The sequence below is a fragment of the Bacteroidia bacterium genome (genome assembly GCA_020852255.1).
Classification (GTDB): domain Bacteria; phylum Bacteroidota; class Bacteroidia; order JADZBD01; family JADZBD01; genus JADZBD01.
Window position 1 is genome coordinate 327,697 of the sequence record JADZBD010000002.1, and the last position, 15,971, is coordinate 343,667.

At 47.8% G+C, this 15,971-nt stretch carries 11 protein-coding genes; 6 read left to right on the plus strand and 5 right to left on the minus strand.

From position 1 onward, the window contains the following. Positions 1 to 54: 54 nt before the first annotated feature. Positions 55 to 738 carry a class I SAM-dependent methyltransferase gene (locus IT233_02185; protein ID MCC7301427.1) on the minus strand — a complete coding sequence of 228 codons (684 nt, stop codon included), beginning with the start codon at positions 736 to 738 and terminating at the stop codon, positions 55 to 57. A 124-nt stretch (positions 739 to 862) separates the two neighbouring features. Here IT233_02185 and IT233_02190 point away from each other — a divergent pair, with 124 nt between their 5' ends. Continuing rightward, positions 863 to 1,882, plus strand: a complete 1,020-nt coding sequence (locus tag IT233_02190) for an isoaspartyl peptidase/L-asparaginase (GenBank protein MCC7301428.1) — start codon at positions 863 to 865, stop codon at positions 1,880 to 1,882. A 15-nt stretch (positions 1,883 to 1,897) separates the two neighbouring features. Here IT233_02190 and purS read toward each other — a convergent pair whose 3' ends face one another. The 3 genes from purS to IT233_02205 are packed head-to-tail and all read right to left on the minus strand — an operon-like array spanning position 1,898 to position 4,131. After that, positions 1,898 to 2,149 carry a phosphoribosylformylglycinamidine synthase subunit PurS gene (purS, locus tag IT233_02195; protein ID MCC7301429.1) on the minus strand — a complete coding sequence of 84 codons (252 nt, stop codon included), beginning with the start codon at positions 2,147 to 2,149 and terminating at the stop codon, positions 1,898 to 1,900. Positions 2,150 to 2,183: 34 nt separating this feature from the next. Further along, positions 2,184 to 3,029, minus strand: coding sequence for a CDP-alcohol phosphatidyltransferase family protein (locus IT233_02200; protein ID MCC7301430.1), 846 nt, complete (start codon positions 3,027 to 3,029; stop codon positions 2,184 to 2,186). 4 nt (positions 3,030 to 3,033) lie between these two features. Beyond that, positions 3,034 to 4,131: an acyltransferase gene (locus IT233_02205; protein ID MCC7301431.1), complete on the minus strand. Its 1,098-nt coding sequence runs from the start codon at positions 4,129 to 4,131 to the stop codon at positions 3,034 to 3,036. Positions 4,132 to 4,238: 107 nt separating this feature from the next. On the opposite strand from IT233_02205, the gene IT233_02210 reads away from it, so the two are divergent. The 5 genes from IT233_02210 to hemH all read left to right on the plus strand — a co-directional run bounded on the left by IT233_02210 (position 4,239) and on the right by hemH (position 13,627). Continuing rightward, positions 4,239 to 5,315 (plus strand): PorV/PorQ family protein, encoded by a 1,077-nt coding sequence (locus IT233_02210; GenBank protein ID MCC7301432.1) that lies wholly within the window; start codon positions 4,239 to 4,241, stop codon positions 5,313 to 5,315. A gap of 1 nt (position 5,316) precedes the next feature. Continuing rightward, positions 5,317 to 10,356, plus strand: a complete 5,040-nt coding sequence (locus IT233_02215) for a hypothetical protein (GenBank protein MCC7301433.1) — start codon at positions 5,317 to 5,319, stop codon at positions 10,354 to 10,356. A 69-nt stretch (positions 10,357 to 10,425) separates the two neighbouring features. Then, positions 10,426 to 10,935 carry a hypothetical protein gene (locus IT233_02220; protein ID MCC7301434.1) on the plus strand — a complete coding sequence of 170 codons (510 nt, stop codon included), beginning with the start codon at positions 10,426 to 10,428 and terminating at the stop codon, positions 10,933 to 10,935. Between the two features lie 74 nt (positions 10,936 to 11,009). Next, complete coding sequence (gene lnt, locus IT233_02225; GenBank protein ID MCC7301435.1) at positions 11,010 to 12,596, plus strand: apolipoprotein N-acyltransferase; 1,587 nt, start codon at positions 11,010 to 11,012, stop codon at positions 12,594 to 12,596. A 20-nt stretch (positions 12,597 to 12,616) separates the two neighbouring features. Continuing rightward, the gene (hemH, locus tag IT233_02230) at positions 12,617 to 13,627 is read left to right on the plus strand and encodes a ferrochelatase (GenBank protein MCC7301436.1); all 1,011 of its coding nucleotides are present in this window, start codon (positions 12,617 to 12,619) and stop codon (positions 13,625 to 13,627) included. 45 nt (positions 13,628 to 13,672) lie between these two features. On the opposite strand, the gene IT233_02235 is transcribed toward hemH, so the two are convergent. Beyond that, on the minus strand, positions 13,673 to 15,904 hold the full coding sequence (locus IT233_02235; protein MCC7301437.1) for a SurA N-terminal domain-containing protein: 2,232 nt from the start codon (positions 15,902 to 15,904) through the stop codon (positions 13,673 to 13,675). Positions 15,905 to 15,971: the final 67 nt, after the last annotated feature.

Sequence of the window (15,971 nt, forward strand, 5' to 3'; positions counted from 1 at the left end):
GAATGGCTGGATTAGGGGATGCTGGGGTATAAGGATATAGGGATATAAAGATACTCAGTACTTCAGGATAAAATCCTCCTTCGACAATCCCGGCTCGAAGAACACCAATCCCATATAGAAAAGATCCACCGTAACTTTGACCTCAGGATCCCTCTGAATCTCCTCCCAGGCCTCACACATTTCCTGTGACCAGTGGATATCGTCAACTATGAAAACAGTTCTGGGTGCACGTTGCGCTTTACATAAATGAAAATAGCGGAGGGTGGGATCTTTCCGGTGGTTCCCGTCGAAAAAAACCATTTCTGGTTGATGCGTCCGCAACACCTCGGGCAAGGTCTCTGAAAAATCCCCTACCCTCACCTCCACATTATTTAATCCGAGCTCGTTCAGGTTTTGCCGCGCGATCCCGGCGGTCTCAGGACAGCCTTCCAGGGAGATCACTTTAGCCCCGGAGGAAGCCAGGTATGCAGTGGAGATACCCAGGCTGGTACCGAGTTCCAGAATCACCCTTGGTTTAAAATATTCAGCAAGGCGAAACAGGAGTTCACCGTATTTTCCGGCTCTGCGAACTCTTCTTGCAATTGTTGCAATTCTACGCGCTCCTGAAGTACCGGTCCCAAAATCAGTGACCTGAATCTTCCGCTGGTCTTTCATCATGTTGCAGCGGATCTGCTCGATAGCCGAGTAGCAGTTGTAGCGCTGATTATTATTCAACACCTTTTCTACCAGATTAAACACAAAAGGCGAATGAACCCCGTGACGGGAACGCGCCTGAATCCTATATTTAAAAAAGGATGCTAAAATAGATTTTCAGTTTTGATAAAGATATTGCGCTTTCTTCATATTATACTATTTTTAGGGCATGAGATTTTTCCTCTACTTATGCCTGCTAATCCCCTTTACAATGAAATCGCAGAAAATATCCCCCCCTGCCCTGGTGATCCACGGTGGCGCGGGAACCATCTTAAAAGAGAACATGACTCCGGAGCTGGAGAAACTTTATAAAGCGGGATTGGAGAAAGCGCTTAAGGCAGGATATGATACATTGATGAAAGGAGGAACGGCCATGGATGCCGTAGAGATGAGCATTCGGGTTTTGGAAGACGACTCCATGTTTAATGCCGGAAAAGGTTCTGTATTTACACATAGCGGCACTTGTGAAATGGATGCCTCTGTAATGGACGGAAAAACCGGGAAAGCAGGCAGTATCGCCGGAGTGAAGGTGATCAAAAATCCGATTACCACCGCAAGAGGTGTGATGGAAAAAAGCCAACATGTAATGTTGATAGGCACGGGCGCAGAGGAGTTTGCGAAAATGCTTGGCCACCAGATTGTAGATCCCAGTTACTTTCATACCCAAAAGCGCATGGACCAGCTTAAAAAGATAAGGGAAAGCGAAAAGATACAATTGGATCATTCAGATACAACCGGCAATGTGAATCCCTCAGAGATAGAGTTCAATGATAAAAAATTCGGTACGGTGGGCTGTGTAGCTCTGGATCAGTACGGAAATATTGCGGCCGGAACCAGTACCGGGGGAATGACAAACAAAAAATGGGGGCGTGTGGGAGATGCGCCGATCATTGGCGCAGGCACCTATGCTAATAATAAGACCTGCGCTGTTTCCTGCACCGGCCATGGAGAATATTTTATCCGTCAGATCGTAGCGTATGATGTTTCGGCACTGATGGAATACAAAGGGTATTCACTTCAAAAGGCCGCTGAAGAAGTGGTGAATCAGAAATTGAAGGAAACAGGAGGAGAAGGTGGTTTGATCGGTATTGATACAAAAGGAAATATGGTGATGGTATTCAATACATCAGGTATGTACAGGGGCTGGATGAAGGGTGGAAAATCGGAGGTGAAGATTTATAAAGAGTAGGCAGTGGGCAGGCTGTCAGGCTTCGGTTAATTCGAATTCGTAAGATTCCATAATTGCATTTGCCAAAAGTTTTTTGCAGGCCTCTTCAACTTTTTTTCTCGCTTCCTCTTTGTTTGGGGCATCTAATTCCAGAGAAATATGTTTTCCGATCCGCACATTGACGATCTCATTTAAACCAATATTCTTCATGCTGGAGGTAACGGCTTTCCCCTGAGGATCCAATAACGCCTTGTGTGGCATAATGTCAATTTGAGCTATAAATTTCATAACGCAAAATTAAAAGATAGACCGAATTAAAATTTTAACTTTCAATAAAGTTATTCACGACCGATAGAAGAATATATACCAGAATGGCGAAAGGAACGCCGGTATATCCGAAGAAAATAACCAAGGCGGCCACGGCAGCGATCAGAATATACCGAATCTCATTATCCTGCCATTTATAGTTTTTAAATTTCAGGGCGAGCAGCTTCAGTGGCGCCACCAGCAGCACGCTCTGAATCACGCAGATGACCATCAGCACAGGAGTGGTGATTACGAGTTCGCGCCATATACCTCCACCGGTATCCACATGGAACAGATCTCCGAAAATGGAGGTAAGGATTCCTTTGAGCACCGAACCGGAGATTGGGTCAGCTGCTTCCACACCATAGATTAGCGGGAAGGAGGCGATAAACAATGCATTGGCAGGGGTGGGCAATCCGATAAAGGCATCGCTTTGGCGTTCATCAATATTGAATTTCGCCAGTCTCAGGGCAGAAAACACCGGAATCAAAAACGCAACAAAAGGCGCCAGCATAGCCGCATTGAATTCCGGCTCCTCTTTCACAGAGATCCCCAGGAGATTTGAGCCAAAGCTGATCGCACTGTCTACCAGATCAGGTAACTGGGTAAAAGAAATCAACTGAAACATGATTACTCCGGGCAGTACACCGAAAGTTACCATATCCGCTAGGCTGTCCAGCTGCTTACCAATGGCCGATGGTGCATTCAGTAAGCGGGCGGTGAAGCCGTCGAGAAAGTCAAATACACAAGCCAACCCGATCAGCCAGGATGAGACAACAAGATTTCCCTGAAATGCAAACACAATACCAATGCATCCGCACAGGAGGTTCAGGGAGGTTAATGTATTTGGTATAAATGACATCCGTTTAGGCTGAAAGTTTTTCCTTCCATCTCAGAAAAGGTCTTTCAAAGGTATGAAAACTAATCGCCGCCAGACCGATGGTTAAGGTCAGGATCAACAGAGGGCGCCATAAAAACATTACCACCGGTTCTTCTGATTCTCCGAACCAAAAGGCAGCCTTCCACACCAGGGTAATTACCACGCCGTGGTACATATAAAGTCCGTAGGAGATCTTTCCCAGATAGCGCACCACCCCAAATCTACCGGCACTAAAAAGACGATCAGGAGAGAAACACTGTTCAAAGATGATGAGCGCGAACAAAATGGAGAGGAAGAACCGCTCAAAGAGAATACCCAGCGCGCTGTCGTATAAACGGTGATAAAAAAATAAATTCAGCACCAGCAAGGTATAGACCAGAAACCAGGTAGAACGCTTCAGCGAGGCAAGATTCTCAAACAATTCGTTACGCCGGACCGCGGCCAATGCCAGGATCCCTCCCACCCCAAAGTTTCCCAGTAAGCTCACCGTATGAAACATCAGCATTTCGGAACGATCGGAAAAATACCAACGGAAAAAAAGAGAAACGAAGATCAGCAGGAGGCAAATTTTCAGCAGGTGATTTCGCATCCAGGTAAGTACCGCTCCCCAAAAAATATAGAACTGTTCCTCCACACAAACTGACCATAAAAAAACCAGGAAAAACAGGAAGTGCGTTCCATCGCTGATAATTCCGAAATTCAGTGTAAAGCTTAAAAAATACCCTATAGATGGCAGCGGCTCCGAATCAATACCCCAGCGGGCAAGTATCCACTGTCCGGCAAAACCCATACCGATCAGGAGGAAATACAAGGGCCAGATCCGAAGTGCCCTCCGGACAAAATACTTCTTAAAGTCTACCCGGCTCCTTCTCTCCGCTTCATTCAAAAGAGTATAGGTGATCAGGAAAGAAGAAAGGACAAAGAAAAAATCCAGTCCGACAAAACCCAGGTAATTAAGATCGCGGAGCATATCCCCGAACTGAGCCGTAGACTCTTCGGTGGCACCCGAAAAAGCATGAGCAAAAAAAATGAAGCAGAATCCGATAAAACGGAGACCATCCAGATTGGGCAGATAGGCATTCACTCCTCAAATATCGTTATATCCCTCTTAGAGACAATAAATTAGGATTTTTTCCGTTTACAAAGCACATTGTCAAATCGCACGTTTTCACTAACTTAGGCATCCCGAACATGAGAAGAGTCTTCGCTTTAACGCTAACCCTGACCCTGCTTTTGAGCGTGTTGCAGGCACAGGTCAGAAAATACAGTAACGAATTCCTGTCTATTGGGGTTGGTGCGCGGGGGTTGGGAATGTCCAACGCAGTGGTGGCGATCAGCAATGACGTAACCGGAGGTTACTGGAATCCGGCCGCACTTCACGGCGTGGGATCCGATCTGCAGATTTCACTAATGCACGCCAACTACTTCGCCAATCTGGCAAAATATGATTACATCGGAATCGCCAGGCGTTTCGATTCATCCAGTGTGGGAAGTTTTTCTTTTATCCGGTTCGGTGTAGATGACATTCCCAACACTACCGAACTGATAGATAATCAGGGAAACGTTAATTACAATAATATCACCACATTTTCAGCAGCCGATTATGCCTTTATTTTCTCTTACGCGAGAAATTTCGGAATACCGGGCTTACAAACCGGCGGAAGTTTCAAAATTATCCGCCGCAAGGTAGGGGACTTTGGAGGAGCCTGGGGATTCGGGCTGGATGCAGGAGCGCGGCTGGACAAGGGTCGCTTTGTTTATGGTCTTATGCTGCGCGATGTTACCAGTACATTTAACGCCTGGAGTTTTAACCTGAGCGAAAGCATGAAAGAAACCTTTCTGCTGACAGGAAATGAAATACCCGAAAGCTCTGTCGAAATTACCCTTCCGAGAATGATTACCGGGCTGGCTTACCGGATTGATCTTACGGCAAAAACATCGATGGTTGCAGAAGCCGACCTCGACTGGACATTTGACGGTAAGCGAAACGTGCTGATCCGGACCTCTGTGATGAGCATTGACCCTCACCTCGGTGCCGAATTTGCCTACAAAGACCTCGTTTTCCTCCGGGGCGGAATCGGCAACATTCAGCAGGAAACCGATTTTGACAATAAAAAACACCTTACTATCCAGCCGAATATTGGTCTTGGTTTGCGCCTCCGGAAGATTCGCCTTGATTATGCCATGACCGATATAGGCGACGCATCCGTGGCGCTTTATTCTCACATTTTCTCGCTTCGTTTCGACATTACCAAAAAAAACCAGTGATTTGAAGAGACTTTACCTTGCTGTTCTTTTCTTCCTTTCACTTTACGTTGCCAGGTCTCAGCCTTACGGTAACGAATGGATTAATTACTCCCAGAATTATTACCGCATACCGATTGCTGCAGAAGGCATCTACCGGCTGGACTCCGCAGCACTTGCCGCTTCTGGCATTCCCCTCAACGGACTAGATCCCCGTCGGTTTCAGATCTTTTGCCGCGGACGGGAACAAGCGATCTTTGTGAGTGGAGAAGCTGATGGTATTCTGAACACTGGTGACTTCATTGAGTTTTATGCGCAGAAGAATAACGGACACCTTGATTCGGCGGTATATGATACAGCGGCAGTTCCCAACCCGTATCATTCGCTTTATTCCGACACCTCCGTTTATTTTCTGACCTGGAACAGCTCTCTGGCCAACCTGCGACTTGCACCCGTAACAGACAATACATTCACTCTGTATACTCCGGATCCTTATTTTTTCAGGGAACTCTTGTTCATGACGTCCGCTTATTACCATGCGGGGCCCGTTACTTTTTATGGCTCGTATAACGGATTTTTTCATTGCACCGAAGGGTGGATGAGTGCGCCGTTTTATAAGGGGCAAACATTGCCCGTTACCTTCAACACCTCTTTGCGATATGCAGGAGGTCCGGATGGTACACTCACCACTGTTATTGCCGGGGAATCGGACGATTTTACAAACTTTTCATTGCCAGATCATGAATTGCGTCTGGAATACAACACGAATTCAGGAACCACCCTCCTGGCCGATTCCCTTTTTAACGGCTATAAGCTGATCACGCTGACATTTACTATCCCCTTATCAACACTCACGAATAGCACAACATTTTCTCATATCAGCGTTAATAATCCATCGTTCACCTGGAACAATACAACCGCACTGAGTTATTCCCGTTTACGCTTCCCCCAGATCATGGACCTGGAAAATCAGCCAAAATACACATTGCACATACCCGATAACGGTTCCCAGAGTAAGGCCTATCTGAGAATTTCCAATTTTAACGATCAGGGCGGGAACGTATTTCTTTATGATCTCACAAATCGTTTGCGTATTCAGGTAGTTGCCGATTCCGGTTTCCACAAAGTCCTTGTACCCAACGCAGGCAACATGAAGGAATGCTACCTGCATGCAGAAAATTCTGTGATTTCTCTCAGCGGTGTAACCCCGGTGGGAACGAACGCACAATTCACCTATTATGGCGCTACAGGATACGATTCTGCTTTTATCATTATTACGCACAGCAGATTGTGGAATGAATCCGCACAGTACGCCGCTTACCGCTCCGGTGTTCCGGGAGGATCCAATCACGTACTACTTGCTGAAATCGGACAGCTTTACGATCAATTTGCGTGGGGAATAAAATATCATCCGGCGGCCATCCGGCGTTTCGCTGACCTGTGTTGGGACAGTGCATCGGTAAAACCGGAACATCTTTTTCTCATTGGAAAATCCATTGTTTTCCCTGATGCGCGCGATTACTATCCGTATTTGCAGGATGTACTTGTTCCCACCTTTGGTTACCCGCCTTCCGATGTATTGTTAACTGCTAATCAGAACGGGGCAAATATTGAACCCCGCATTCCCACAGGAAGACTTTCCGCGCTCACCGGAGCAGAAGTACTGGACTATCTTGCCAAGGTGCAATCGCATGAAGTCAACCCATCTGCGGAATGGATGAAGCATGCCCTTCATTTCGGAGGCGGCACCACACAGCTTGATCAGCAAACCTTTGCCGGATTTTTAACCGGGTATGAAAACACTTTTGAGGACACACTGTTCGGGGGTTTTGTTCATACCTTTCTCAAGACCACTTCGCAACCCATCCAGATTACGCTGTCTGACTCGGTAAGGAACCTCATCAACAATGGTGTTTCACTGATGACTTTTTTCGGGCACGCCTCCGGAAACTCCTTTGATCAAAATCTCGACGACCCGGCCAATTATAACAACAGCGGCCGCTACCCCTTTATCCTCGCAAACTCCTGCTTCTCGGGAGATTTTCACGCACCTCCCAACTCCTTTGTCAGCAACGCCTCGGAGCTCTGGGTGGTCAATCCCAAAGGAGCCATCGGGTTCCTGGCCTCCGTGGGTCAGGGTATTACCTATTACATTGACCAGTTTGCACAACAAATGTACCGGCAGTTCGGGCAAATCAATTATGGCAGCAGCATTGGAGAATGCATGCAGGCAGCAATTGACTCGGCGCAGGGAACCGTTTCCGATCTTTTTATGAACATAACACTCATGGAGTACAATCTTCAGGGTGATCCATCTGTACGCCTTAATCCGCAGGATAAACCCGACTATGCCATTGCCGATTCCAGTGTATACTTTACCCCCGGGCCAGTGATCACGGCGGAAGTTGACTCCTTTGAAATGAATATAGTGATTACCAACCTGGGGCGGGCTCCCCGCGATACGGTGATTGTTGAGCTGAAGCGAATATTCCCCGACAACTCGGAGAGCATATATACCCTTCCCGTACCCTTTGTGTTGTTCCGTGACACTCTGCAGGTACGAATGCCCGTTGATCTGATCAAAGGACCCGGCATTAACCGGTTTGAAGTATGGGTAGATTCCCCGCAGCAAATTGACGAAGGAAACGAAGGGAATAATCAGCTGCTGACACCGGCCCAATTGTTCATTGTATCAGGAGATATTGTGCCTGTTTATCCGTACGAATTCGCAATTATTCCTAATGACACGGTTACACTTAAAGCCTCCACCGGAGATCCGTTTGAGGCACCTCATAATTACCGGTTTGAGATTGACACAAATGATCTTTACAGTAATCCGCTCAGCGCCCTTGTGGTTTCCGCCCCCGGCGGAGTGATCAGTTGGACACCCCCACTCACGCTCACGGACACCACTGTATATTTCTGGAGGGTACGGCGGGATACATCGGACACGGTGAATTATCGCTGGAAAGAATTCTCCTTCCAGTATGTTCCGGGGAAACGCGGTTGGGAACAGTCGCATTTTTTCCAATTTAAGAATAATGACCACGTTTTTGTAAAACATAACCGTCCGACACGCACCTGGGATTTTGTGCCGGTAGGAAAAACATTAACAGTTGACTGTTACGGACAGCAGCCGCCGTTTTACAATTATAGCGAGATGTCGGCCACGCAGTACAAACTGGATCTCTCGGTTCAGGAATATGCCGGTTGCGGCTTTGTGAATGCGATGTTGGTGGCAATTATTGATCCGGTGACGCTGCAGCCCTGGGGAAACCGCTGGTTCGATGCGTCAAATAATGTAATGCTGAACCCCACTCACTTTTTTGGAAACGCCAACGATATTCCGAGCGGAGGGCCCTGCGGACGAAACCGTGTAGAAAAATATTTCATTTTTCAGTGGGATCAGGCCGCGCAATTGGCCGGCATGAAGAACCTGCTGGAGAATGTGGTTCCAAACGGATATTACATCCTCGCTTACAGCTGGCTGAGCAGTGCAGCGAATCTGTGGGTTGACACTTCCCTGTACACAACCTTTGAAACACTCGGATCGGATACAATCCGTGACATTGGCGATGTGCCCTATATTTTCTTCTGTAAAAAAGGAGACCCGGGAAGTGCCCAGGAGGTGGTGGGAGCACAGATGGATTCCTACATCAATTTCACCGCCGTACTGAGCAGCAATTCCGACGCAGGAAATTTTACCGGACCGCTGATTGGTCCGGCCATGAGCTGGGATTCCATTTCCTGGTATCAGCATGGTCTGGAGAATCCCACGGCCGACAGTGTGAGTCTGAATGTGTATGGTGTGAACAACGCGGGCGCAGAAACCCTGCTGCAAACCTACCCCCCTTCCCAGTATGCGATCGACCTCAGTTCGCTGAATGCAGCCACCTATCCATACCTGCGATTGAATCTTTTTATAAAAGACGACAGCCTGGGTACTTCCGCTCAGATGGATAAATGGCAGGTGTTCTATCAGCCTGCACCTGAAGTTGCCGTTCACCCTCCTCTTGGCTGGAGTTTGTATGCCGACACCCTGGCGGAAGGGGATTCTGTGAAATTCAGGGTAGCCGTGAAAAACATCTCCGAATTCTTCATGGACAGTATGCAGGTGAACCACTGGGTGATTGACCGCAACAGGGTATCCCATCCCCAAACCATTTACTTCTCCGCATCGCTCTACCCCGACAGTTCCCTGCAAACGACCATCACGCTTCCCACCGAAGGTCTTGCAGGCCTCAACCAGCTTTGGATGGAGATCAATCCTGTGGGCACAGCCTTTACACAACGGGAGCAATATCATTTTAATAATATTGCCACCATTGACTTTTTTGTGGGCGATGACAAGATCAATCCCCTGCTGGATGTAACGTTCGACGGAGTGCACATTCTCAACGGAGACATTATTTCCGCCCGACCGGATATTCTGATACAACTCAAAGATGAGAACCAGTTTCTCGCACTCAATGATACCGCCGATTTTAAACTCTGGCTGAAATACCCCGGTGCCAGTACTTACACCCGGTTCTATTTCAATGACCCGCGCCTGATTTTCACTCCCGCAGCGCTTCCTGACAACAGCTGCCGCATTAATTTTCTCCCTGTGCTTCTGCTAGATGGTGTATACGAGCTGCTTGTACAAGCGCAGGACCGCAGCAATAACCTTTCAGGTTCCATGGATATGAGAATTTCTTTCGAAGTGGAAAATAAACCCTCCATTACGGAAGTGATGAACTATCCGAATCCATTTTCAACGTCTACCCGATTCGTATTTACGCTCACCGGTTCCGATCTCCCTGAAACCTTTACCATTCAGATTCTCACTATTACCGGAAAAGTAGTTCGTGAAATCAGTAAAGAAGAACTGGGGCATATTCATATCGGCCGGAATATTACGGAATACGCCTGGGACGGCAGGGATCAGTACGGTGACCTGCTGGGGAACGGAATTTACCTGTACCGGGTTATGACCCGTCTCCACGGCAACGCTATAGAACACCGTGAAAGCGGGGCAGATCCCTTTATTCATAAGGGTTTCGGGAAAATGTACCTGATGCGGTAGAGCTGGCACGGAATTTGCCTATTTTTAAACTATACGCTCCCAGGAGCGTCTAACCAATAAATAAACGCAATGAAAAACCTAAAAAACCTCCTGTTGATTTTCCTGATGGCCGCCGTGGCCGTTCCTGTAGCCGCACAGAAAAAGAAAGTAGTTGTTGTAAGCCCCGGAGGGCATCCAAAAGTTGAAAAACACCATGCACGAAAAGTACTGCACCGGACCGCGGTGGTTATTTTTCACGCGCACAAATGGGTAAAACAGGGTAAGAACTATACCGGTGATCTGGCGAAAGCAATCGCGCATCAGCGTTTTGCCAAAAAGCTATATGCTCAAGGTAAATACCACCGTGCCATACATCAAAGCCGGGTAGCCCGCCTTTACGCGATTAAAGCGATCAAGGCCAATAAAGGAACCGACATTGAGGAAAGTAAGATTACAGAAGAAGAAAAAGAACTCTTCAAGAGCGGCCCGAGCGACGACGAACTGATCAAGGAGATGAACGCACAGAATCCGGGCGCCAAATACAGCGATGAGGACAACCTGATCTCAGAACCGGACATTGACCTGAACGCAGACGAATAAAACACTCAAATATCCCTTGAAGAACGTCCGGTCCTGAGTGGCCGGGCGTTTTTCATTTTATACCTTTGCCGTGCATGAGTACACTCCGGATTCTTTCACTGATGATGATTTCAGGTGCTTTGCTTGCACTTAGCTGGCCGGGCGTGGGTCATCCCGGGATCCTATTCATTGCATGGATTCCATTTCTGTTTGCGGAGGAGTTCATGGGAGAACAGCACCGCGCGGGAAACAAATTGCGTTTCTTTCTTTTCGCCGTACTCTGTATGCTGATCTGGAATCTTGGCGCTACCTGGTGGGTTTGGAATTCCTCTGCAGAAGGCTCTCTAATGGCGTTCTCTCTGAACAGCCTGCTTATGGCGCTGGTGTTACTGCTGGCCCATACGATAAGAAGGCGCGTGAATCGCAGTGCCGGCATCCTCGTATTTATTGCACTTTGGATGTCTTATGAATGGTTTCATCACCGCTGGGATCTTACATGGCCCTGGCTCACGCTTGGAAATGCATTCGCCGGGATCACACCCCTTGTGCAATGGTATGAATTTACGGGTACCCCGGGTGGGACATTATGGGGGCTGGCTGTAAATTTCTCCCTCTATGAAATGATCCGGACTTTCCTGAAGGGCAAAAAAAACGCCGGGTGGAAACAAACTGCAATTGCAGGCACCATCCTGCTTTTTCCCATGCTGGTTTCCTTTCTGCTCCTTCCGAAGCCGGAGACCGAAAAAACCGGAGTTCATCTGGTAGCGGTTCAGCCAAACTTCGATCCGTACAAGGTAAAATTTGACATGGGGCCCGACAAGCAAATGGATATATTTCTTCACATGGCAAAAGAGAAGCTACGGCCTGACACCCGTTTTCTTCTTTTACCGGAAACCTCCGTGAGCGATGGGATCTATGAAGACAGATATGAAGAATCCTACAGCGTATACCGTCTGATTGAATTCGCGCGTGAGCATCATGGGCTTAATATCATTACCGGTGCATCCACCTGGAAACAATTCCGTCAGGGCGAAACGCCCACGCCAACGGCCCGCCAGTACGGAAACGACTGGTATGAAGCGTACAATTCGGCACTGTGGATTGACTCCTCCGGCGTAAGGGAGGTGTATCATAAATCCAAACTGGTTCCCGGAGTGGAACAGCTTCCCTACCCTGCCCTCTTCGGGTCGCTGAAAGACTGGGCGCTGGATCTTGGCGGCACCTCCGGAAGTTTAGGTACGCAGGAAGAAAGAGAGGTATTTGCCGTTCCTTCAACCGGGGTGGTGGCTGCCCCTGTGATTTGTTACGAATCTATTTTTGGTGATTTTGTCAAAGGGTATATACATAAAGGGGGCAATGCCATTTTCGTTCTGACCAACGACGGATGGTGGGGAGATACCCCCGGATACCGTCAACATCTCGAATTTGCCCGTTTGCGCGCTATTGAATTCAGGGTTCCGGTGGTACGCTGTACAAATACTGGAGTTTCCTGTGTTATTGCTCCAGACGGGACTGTGGAAAAACAAACCCGATGGTGGACCGCGGAAAGCATGGAAGCATTCATTCGTCCGGGTAAGGCAGATACATTCTATTCCCACTGGGGCGATTGGCTTTCCTACTGTATGATTCCCCTGGGGCTGCTTAGTCTCATCCTTCCCTTTGTGCGGCGAATCCAACGATAGGATTTCTATCTTTGACAGGCATGAAAAAAGGGATTCTCCTGCTTAACCTGGGCACACCCGACAGTCCTGAACCACCGGACGTAGCTACGTACCTTCGGGAGTTTCTGATGGATGAAAGGGTGATTGATGTAAACCCCGTCTGGAGGTATATTCTGGTGAACTGGATCATTGTACCCTCACGTTCAAAATCTTCATCTGCTTTATATAAGAAGATCTGGACCAAAAGAGGTTCCCCCCTGCTTTTTCACGGGCGGGATCTGCGGGATAATCTGGCTTCAGTTCTGGGAGAGGAATACATCGTTGCACTTGGGATGCGTTACCGCAATCCGTCGGTACGGGAGGCGCTGATACGTCTGAGAGATCAGGGAGCCGGCAGCATTCACGTGCTTCCACTCTATCCCCAATATGCAAGTTCCAGCACACAATCATCCCTCGAAGAAACCGAACGCTGCCTTCATGAACTGAACCTGAAAGTGCCGGTGAGCCGAACCACATACTTTTTTAATGATCCAGGTTTCATCCAGTGTTTTGCACACAACGCCGGCAAATTTGATCTCACAACCTACGATCATTTTCTTTTTAGTTATCACGGCCTGCCTGAACGGCATATCTACCAGTCGGCCCGCGAATTAGGAATCTCCTCCTGTTCCATCGGAACCTGCTGTGATCAGCTTACACCGGATAATGAGCGCTGTTATCGTGCAGCGGCATTCGCTACCACACGGATGCTGGTGAAAGAACTGGGCATCCCGGAAGGGAAGTATACAACAGCGTTTCAGTCGAGGCTCAACAACAAATGGCTTAAACCCTTCTCCGATCACATGATTCGTGAATGGGGGAAAGCGGGAAAAAAGCGAATTCTGGCATTCTCTCCATCGTTTGTTGCAGACTGCCTTGAAACCACGTATGAGGTGGGAACAGAATACCTTGAGATCTTCCGTGAACATGGCGGGGAACAACTTGATCTGGTTCCTTCGCTGAACGCAGATCTTTCCTGGGCGGAGGCTCTGGCAGCGATGATCCGGAAATAAAAACGTCCGGACGAACCGCCCGGACGTTCCTGTGAACGTTTAGTTTCAGTAAAATTTGTACCGCGTATCCTGTATTCCTGCTTTATCGCGAAGGATGTTAGAAACGGAGGCGTCTACCCGGTACTGAAGATTAGTTTTCAGATTGATTTTCTGCTGAGTATAATCCTTTGATTCCGGCGCCGGTGTTACCTTCTCCACCATCACGATGTACACACCCTGCTCACCCATTAAAGGTTTAGACATTTTACCCGGTTCCAATGCGAAAACGGTTCCCATGAGGGTCATTTCGCGGCCAAGCCCCGGCACAGAAAAATCATTATAACGAATACCAGGAACACTGTCCACAGTCAGCTGGAGCTTATTCGCGATTTCGCTGAGGCTCTTACCGGACTTCGCAAATTCCTCCATGAACATTTTCGCCTTTTTCTCCTTCTTCGCACCCAGCTCTACCTCCACCTTCTTCTGCTCCAGGGTTGCGAAACCTTTCGGATGAAGTTCAGTGACCACCGGTATTACATACTTATTATCATATGTAAAAGGTTCCTTACACACGGTTCCCTGAGGGTTAGTGAAGACCCAGCGAATAAGATCGCGCGCGTTATCCACACCCGGAATTCCGCGGGCGGTGGTAGTAACGGTCTCAGCGGTACGCATATTCATGCCTTTCTCCTGAATTCCTTTGCTGAATGTTTCAGCATTGTCTCCATACTGGGTAAGAAAATCCAGCGCTTCGTTATAAATATCATTTTTGGTTTTAGCAGAAGGGATTACCGTTTTCTGGATTGTACCGATCCTGTAACGCGCCGATTCCTTTCCCTTATCCAGTACTTCGATAAGGTGGAACCCATAAGTGGTTTCCACCACTACCAGATCTCCTACTTTTCCTTCAAAGGCGGCGGTCTGGAATTCAGGTACCATAGCCCCTTCCTTGAACCAACGGTAGGCTCCCAGGTCTTCGCGCTTCTTTTTCACTTTCTTCGACGGATCCTTCTTGTCCGGGTAATCGTAAAATGATCCGGAGTCTGCAGAATATTTCTGAACCATATCCGGAAACTGAACCTTTTTCTTCTTGAGAAGATTAAGAATACTGTCGGCCAGGGCCTTTGACTGTTCTTTAGTTCGTGTTACAGAAGCGGCGGCGCTGGGAGAACCTGCGTAATTAAACAGGATATGGCGAACGGATGCGGAATCAGGATATGACTTCACATCCATCACTTTACTCACTTTCCAAATTGTTCCCTCAAGGTAAGGTTTGGTGACATAGCCTTTACCTGTTTTCACCAGCTGTGAATCCGCACTCAGGGAGGGTGGGAGCTGCATTAACTTCAGAAAGCTGCCGTCGATATTGGGATTTTCAGATTCACGAACAATAATCTGGGTGTCATTTTCTGTTTTAGCAAACTCATCGGCAACTCTGTTAATTTCCTTTTCCGCGTCGGCCTTGTCCTGATCGGAGGGTAAGACGTCAAATACCAGGTAATCCACTTTGGCAGAAAGTTCCTGCTTCCAACGGGCCTTGTTTTCATTATAATACTTCTGCATTTCCTCCTCGGTTACAGTTAGGGTACTGTCAGCAACTGCATTGTATCGCTTCAGCACATAACGGAAACGAACGGAGGTCTGAGACATTTTATAATCCTGCTTGGCGTAGCTGGTGGTAACCTGCAGTCCTTTTTTAAGTAAATTAAAATATTTGTTCTGATACTTATTATCGCGAACGCTGATTTCAAAATCTTTCCACTGTTCCCAGAGCTTCTCTACCTGCTTGTCCGTTGCAGCTCTTTTACTCAGTTCGTCAACATACTGTTTAATTTTCTGTCCGCTCAGCTGACCCTTTTCATCCACAAAGTTCTGGTTGATCTGTCCCGACTGCTGATCGGTAAATGCAGGCACGATCATGGGATCGGGAGGTACACCAAGAAAAATATCTGTAAGTTCCGCATCGGTAACATTGAGTCCGAGCGACCGGTATTCCGGTTCCATAACCAGCTGACGGATATAAAATTCCCAGGTGATGTTGCTCACCATGTCCGACATATTATCATCCATGCTGCTTGCTTCGGAGTTTCTCATCTGCCTGTCTGCGTTCAGATTAAACTCCATATTGTATTCCTCGTATTTGATCTTTTTACCTGCGATTACACCAACGCTCATATCTTCACCGAAGATGCTGAACCCGCTTTCAAAAAGGCCTGTCATTACAAATGCCAGGAGAGAAACACCCACAATACCGGCGATAAGTCCGGAGCGCTTCCTTAAATTGCCTATAGCTGCCATATTCTATTGATTTTCAGGGGGACGAAGATACGATTCTTTGGACGTTTAAGGAAATCCGCGGACCTAT

Coding starts and splice junctions, on each gene's coding strand:
- IT233_02235 (MCC7301437.1), bottom strand. CDS start 15,904: ATGGCAGCTATAGGCAATTTAAGGAAGCGCTCCGGACTTATCGCCGGT.
- hemH (MCC7301436.1), top strand. CDS start 12,617: ATGAAAAAAGGGATTCTCCTGCTTAACCTGGGCACACCCGACAGTCCT.
- IT233_02190 (MCC7301428.1), top strand. CDS start 863: ATGAGATTTTTCCTCTACTTATGCCTGCTAATCCCCTTTACAATGAAA.
- IT233_02210 (MCC7301432.1), top strand. CDS start 4,239: ATGAGAAGAGTCTTCGCTTTAACGCTAACCCTGACCCTGCTTTTGAGC.
- IT233_02200 (MCC7301430.1), bottom strand. CDS start 3,029: ATGTCATTTATACCAAATACATTAACCTCCCTGAACCTCCTGTGCGGA.
- lnt (MCC7301435.1), top strand. CDS start 11,010: ATGAGTACACTCCGGATTCTTTCACTGATGATGATTTCAGGTGCTTTG.
- purS (MCC7301429.1), bottom strand. CDS start 2,149: ATGAAATTTATAGCTCAAATTGACATTATGCCACACAAGGCGTTATTG.
- IT233_02220 (MCC7301434.1), top strand. CDS start 10,426: ATGAAAAACCTAAAAAACCTCCTGTTGATTTTCCTGATGGCCGCCGTG.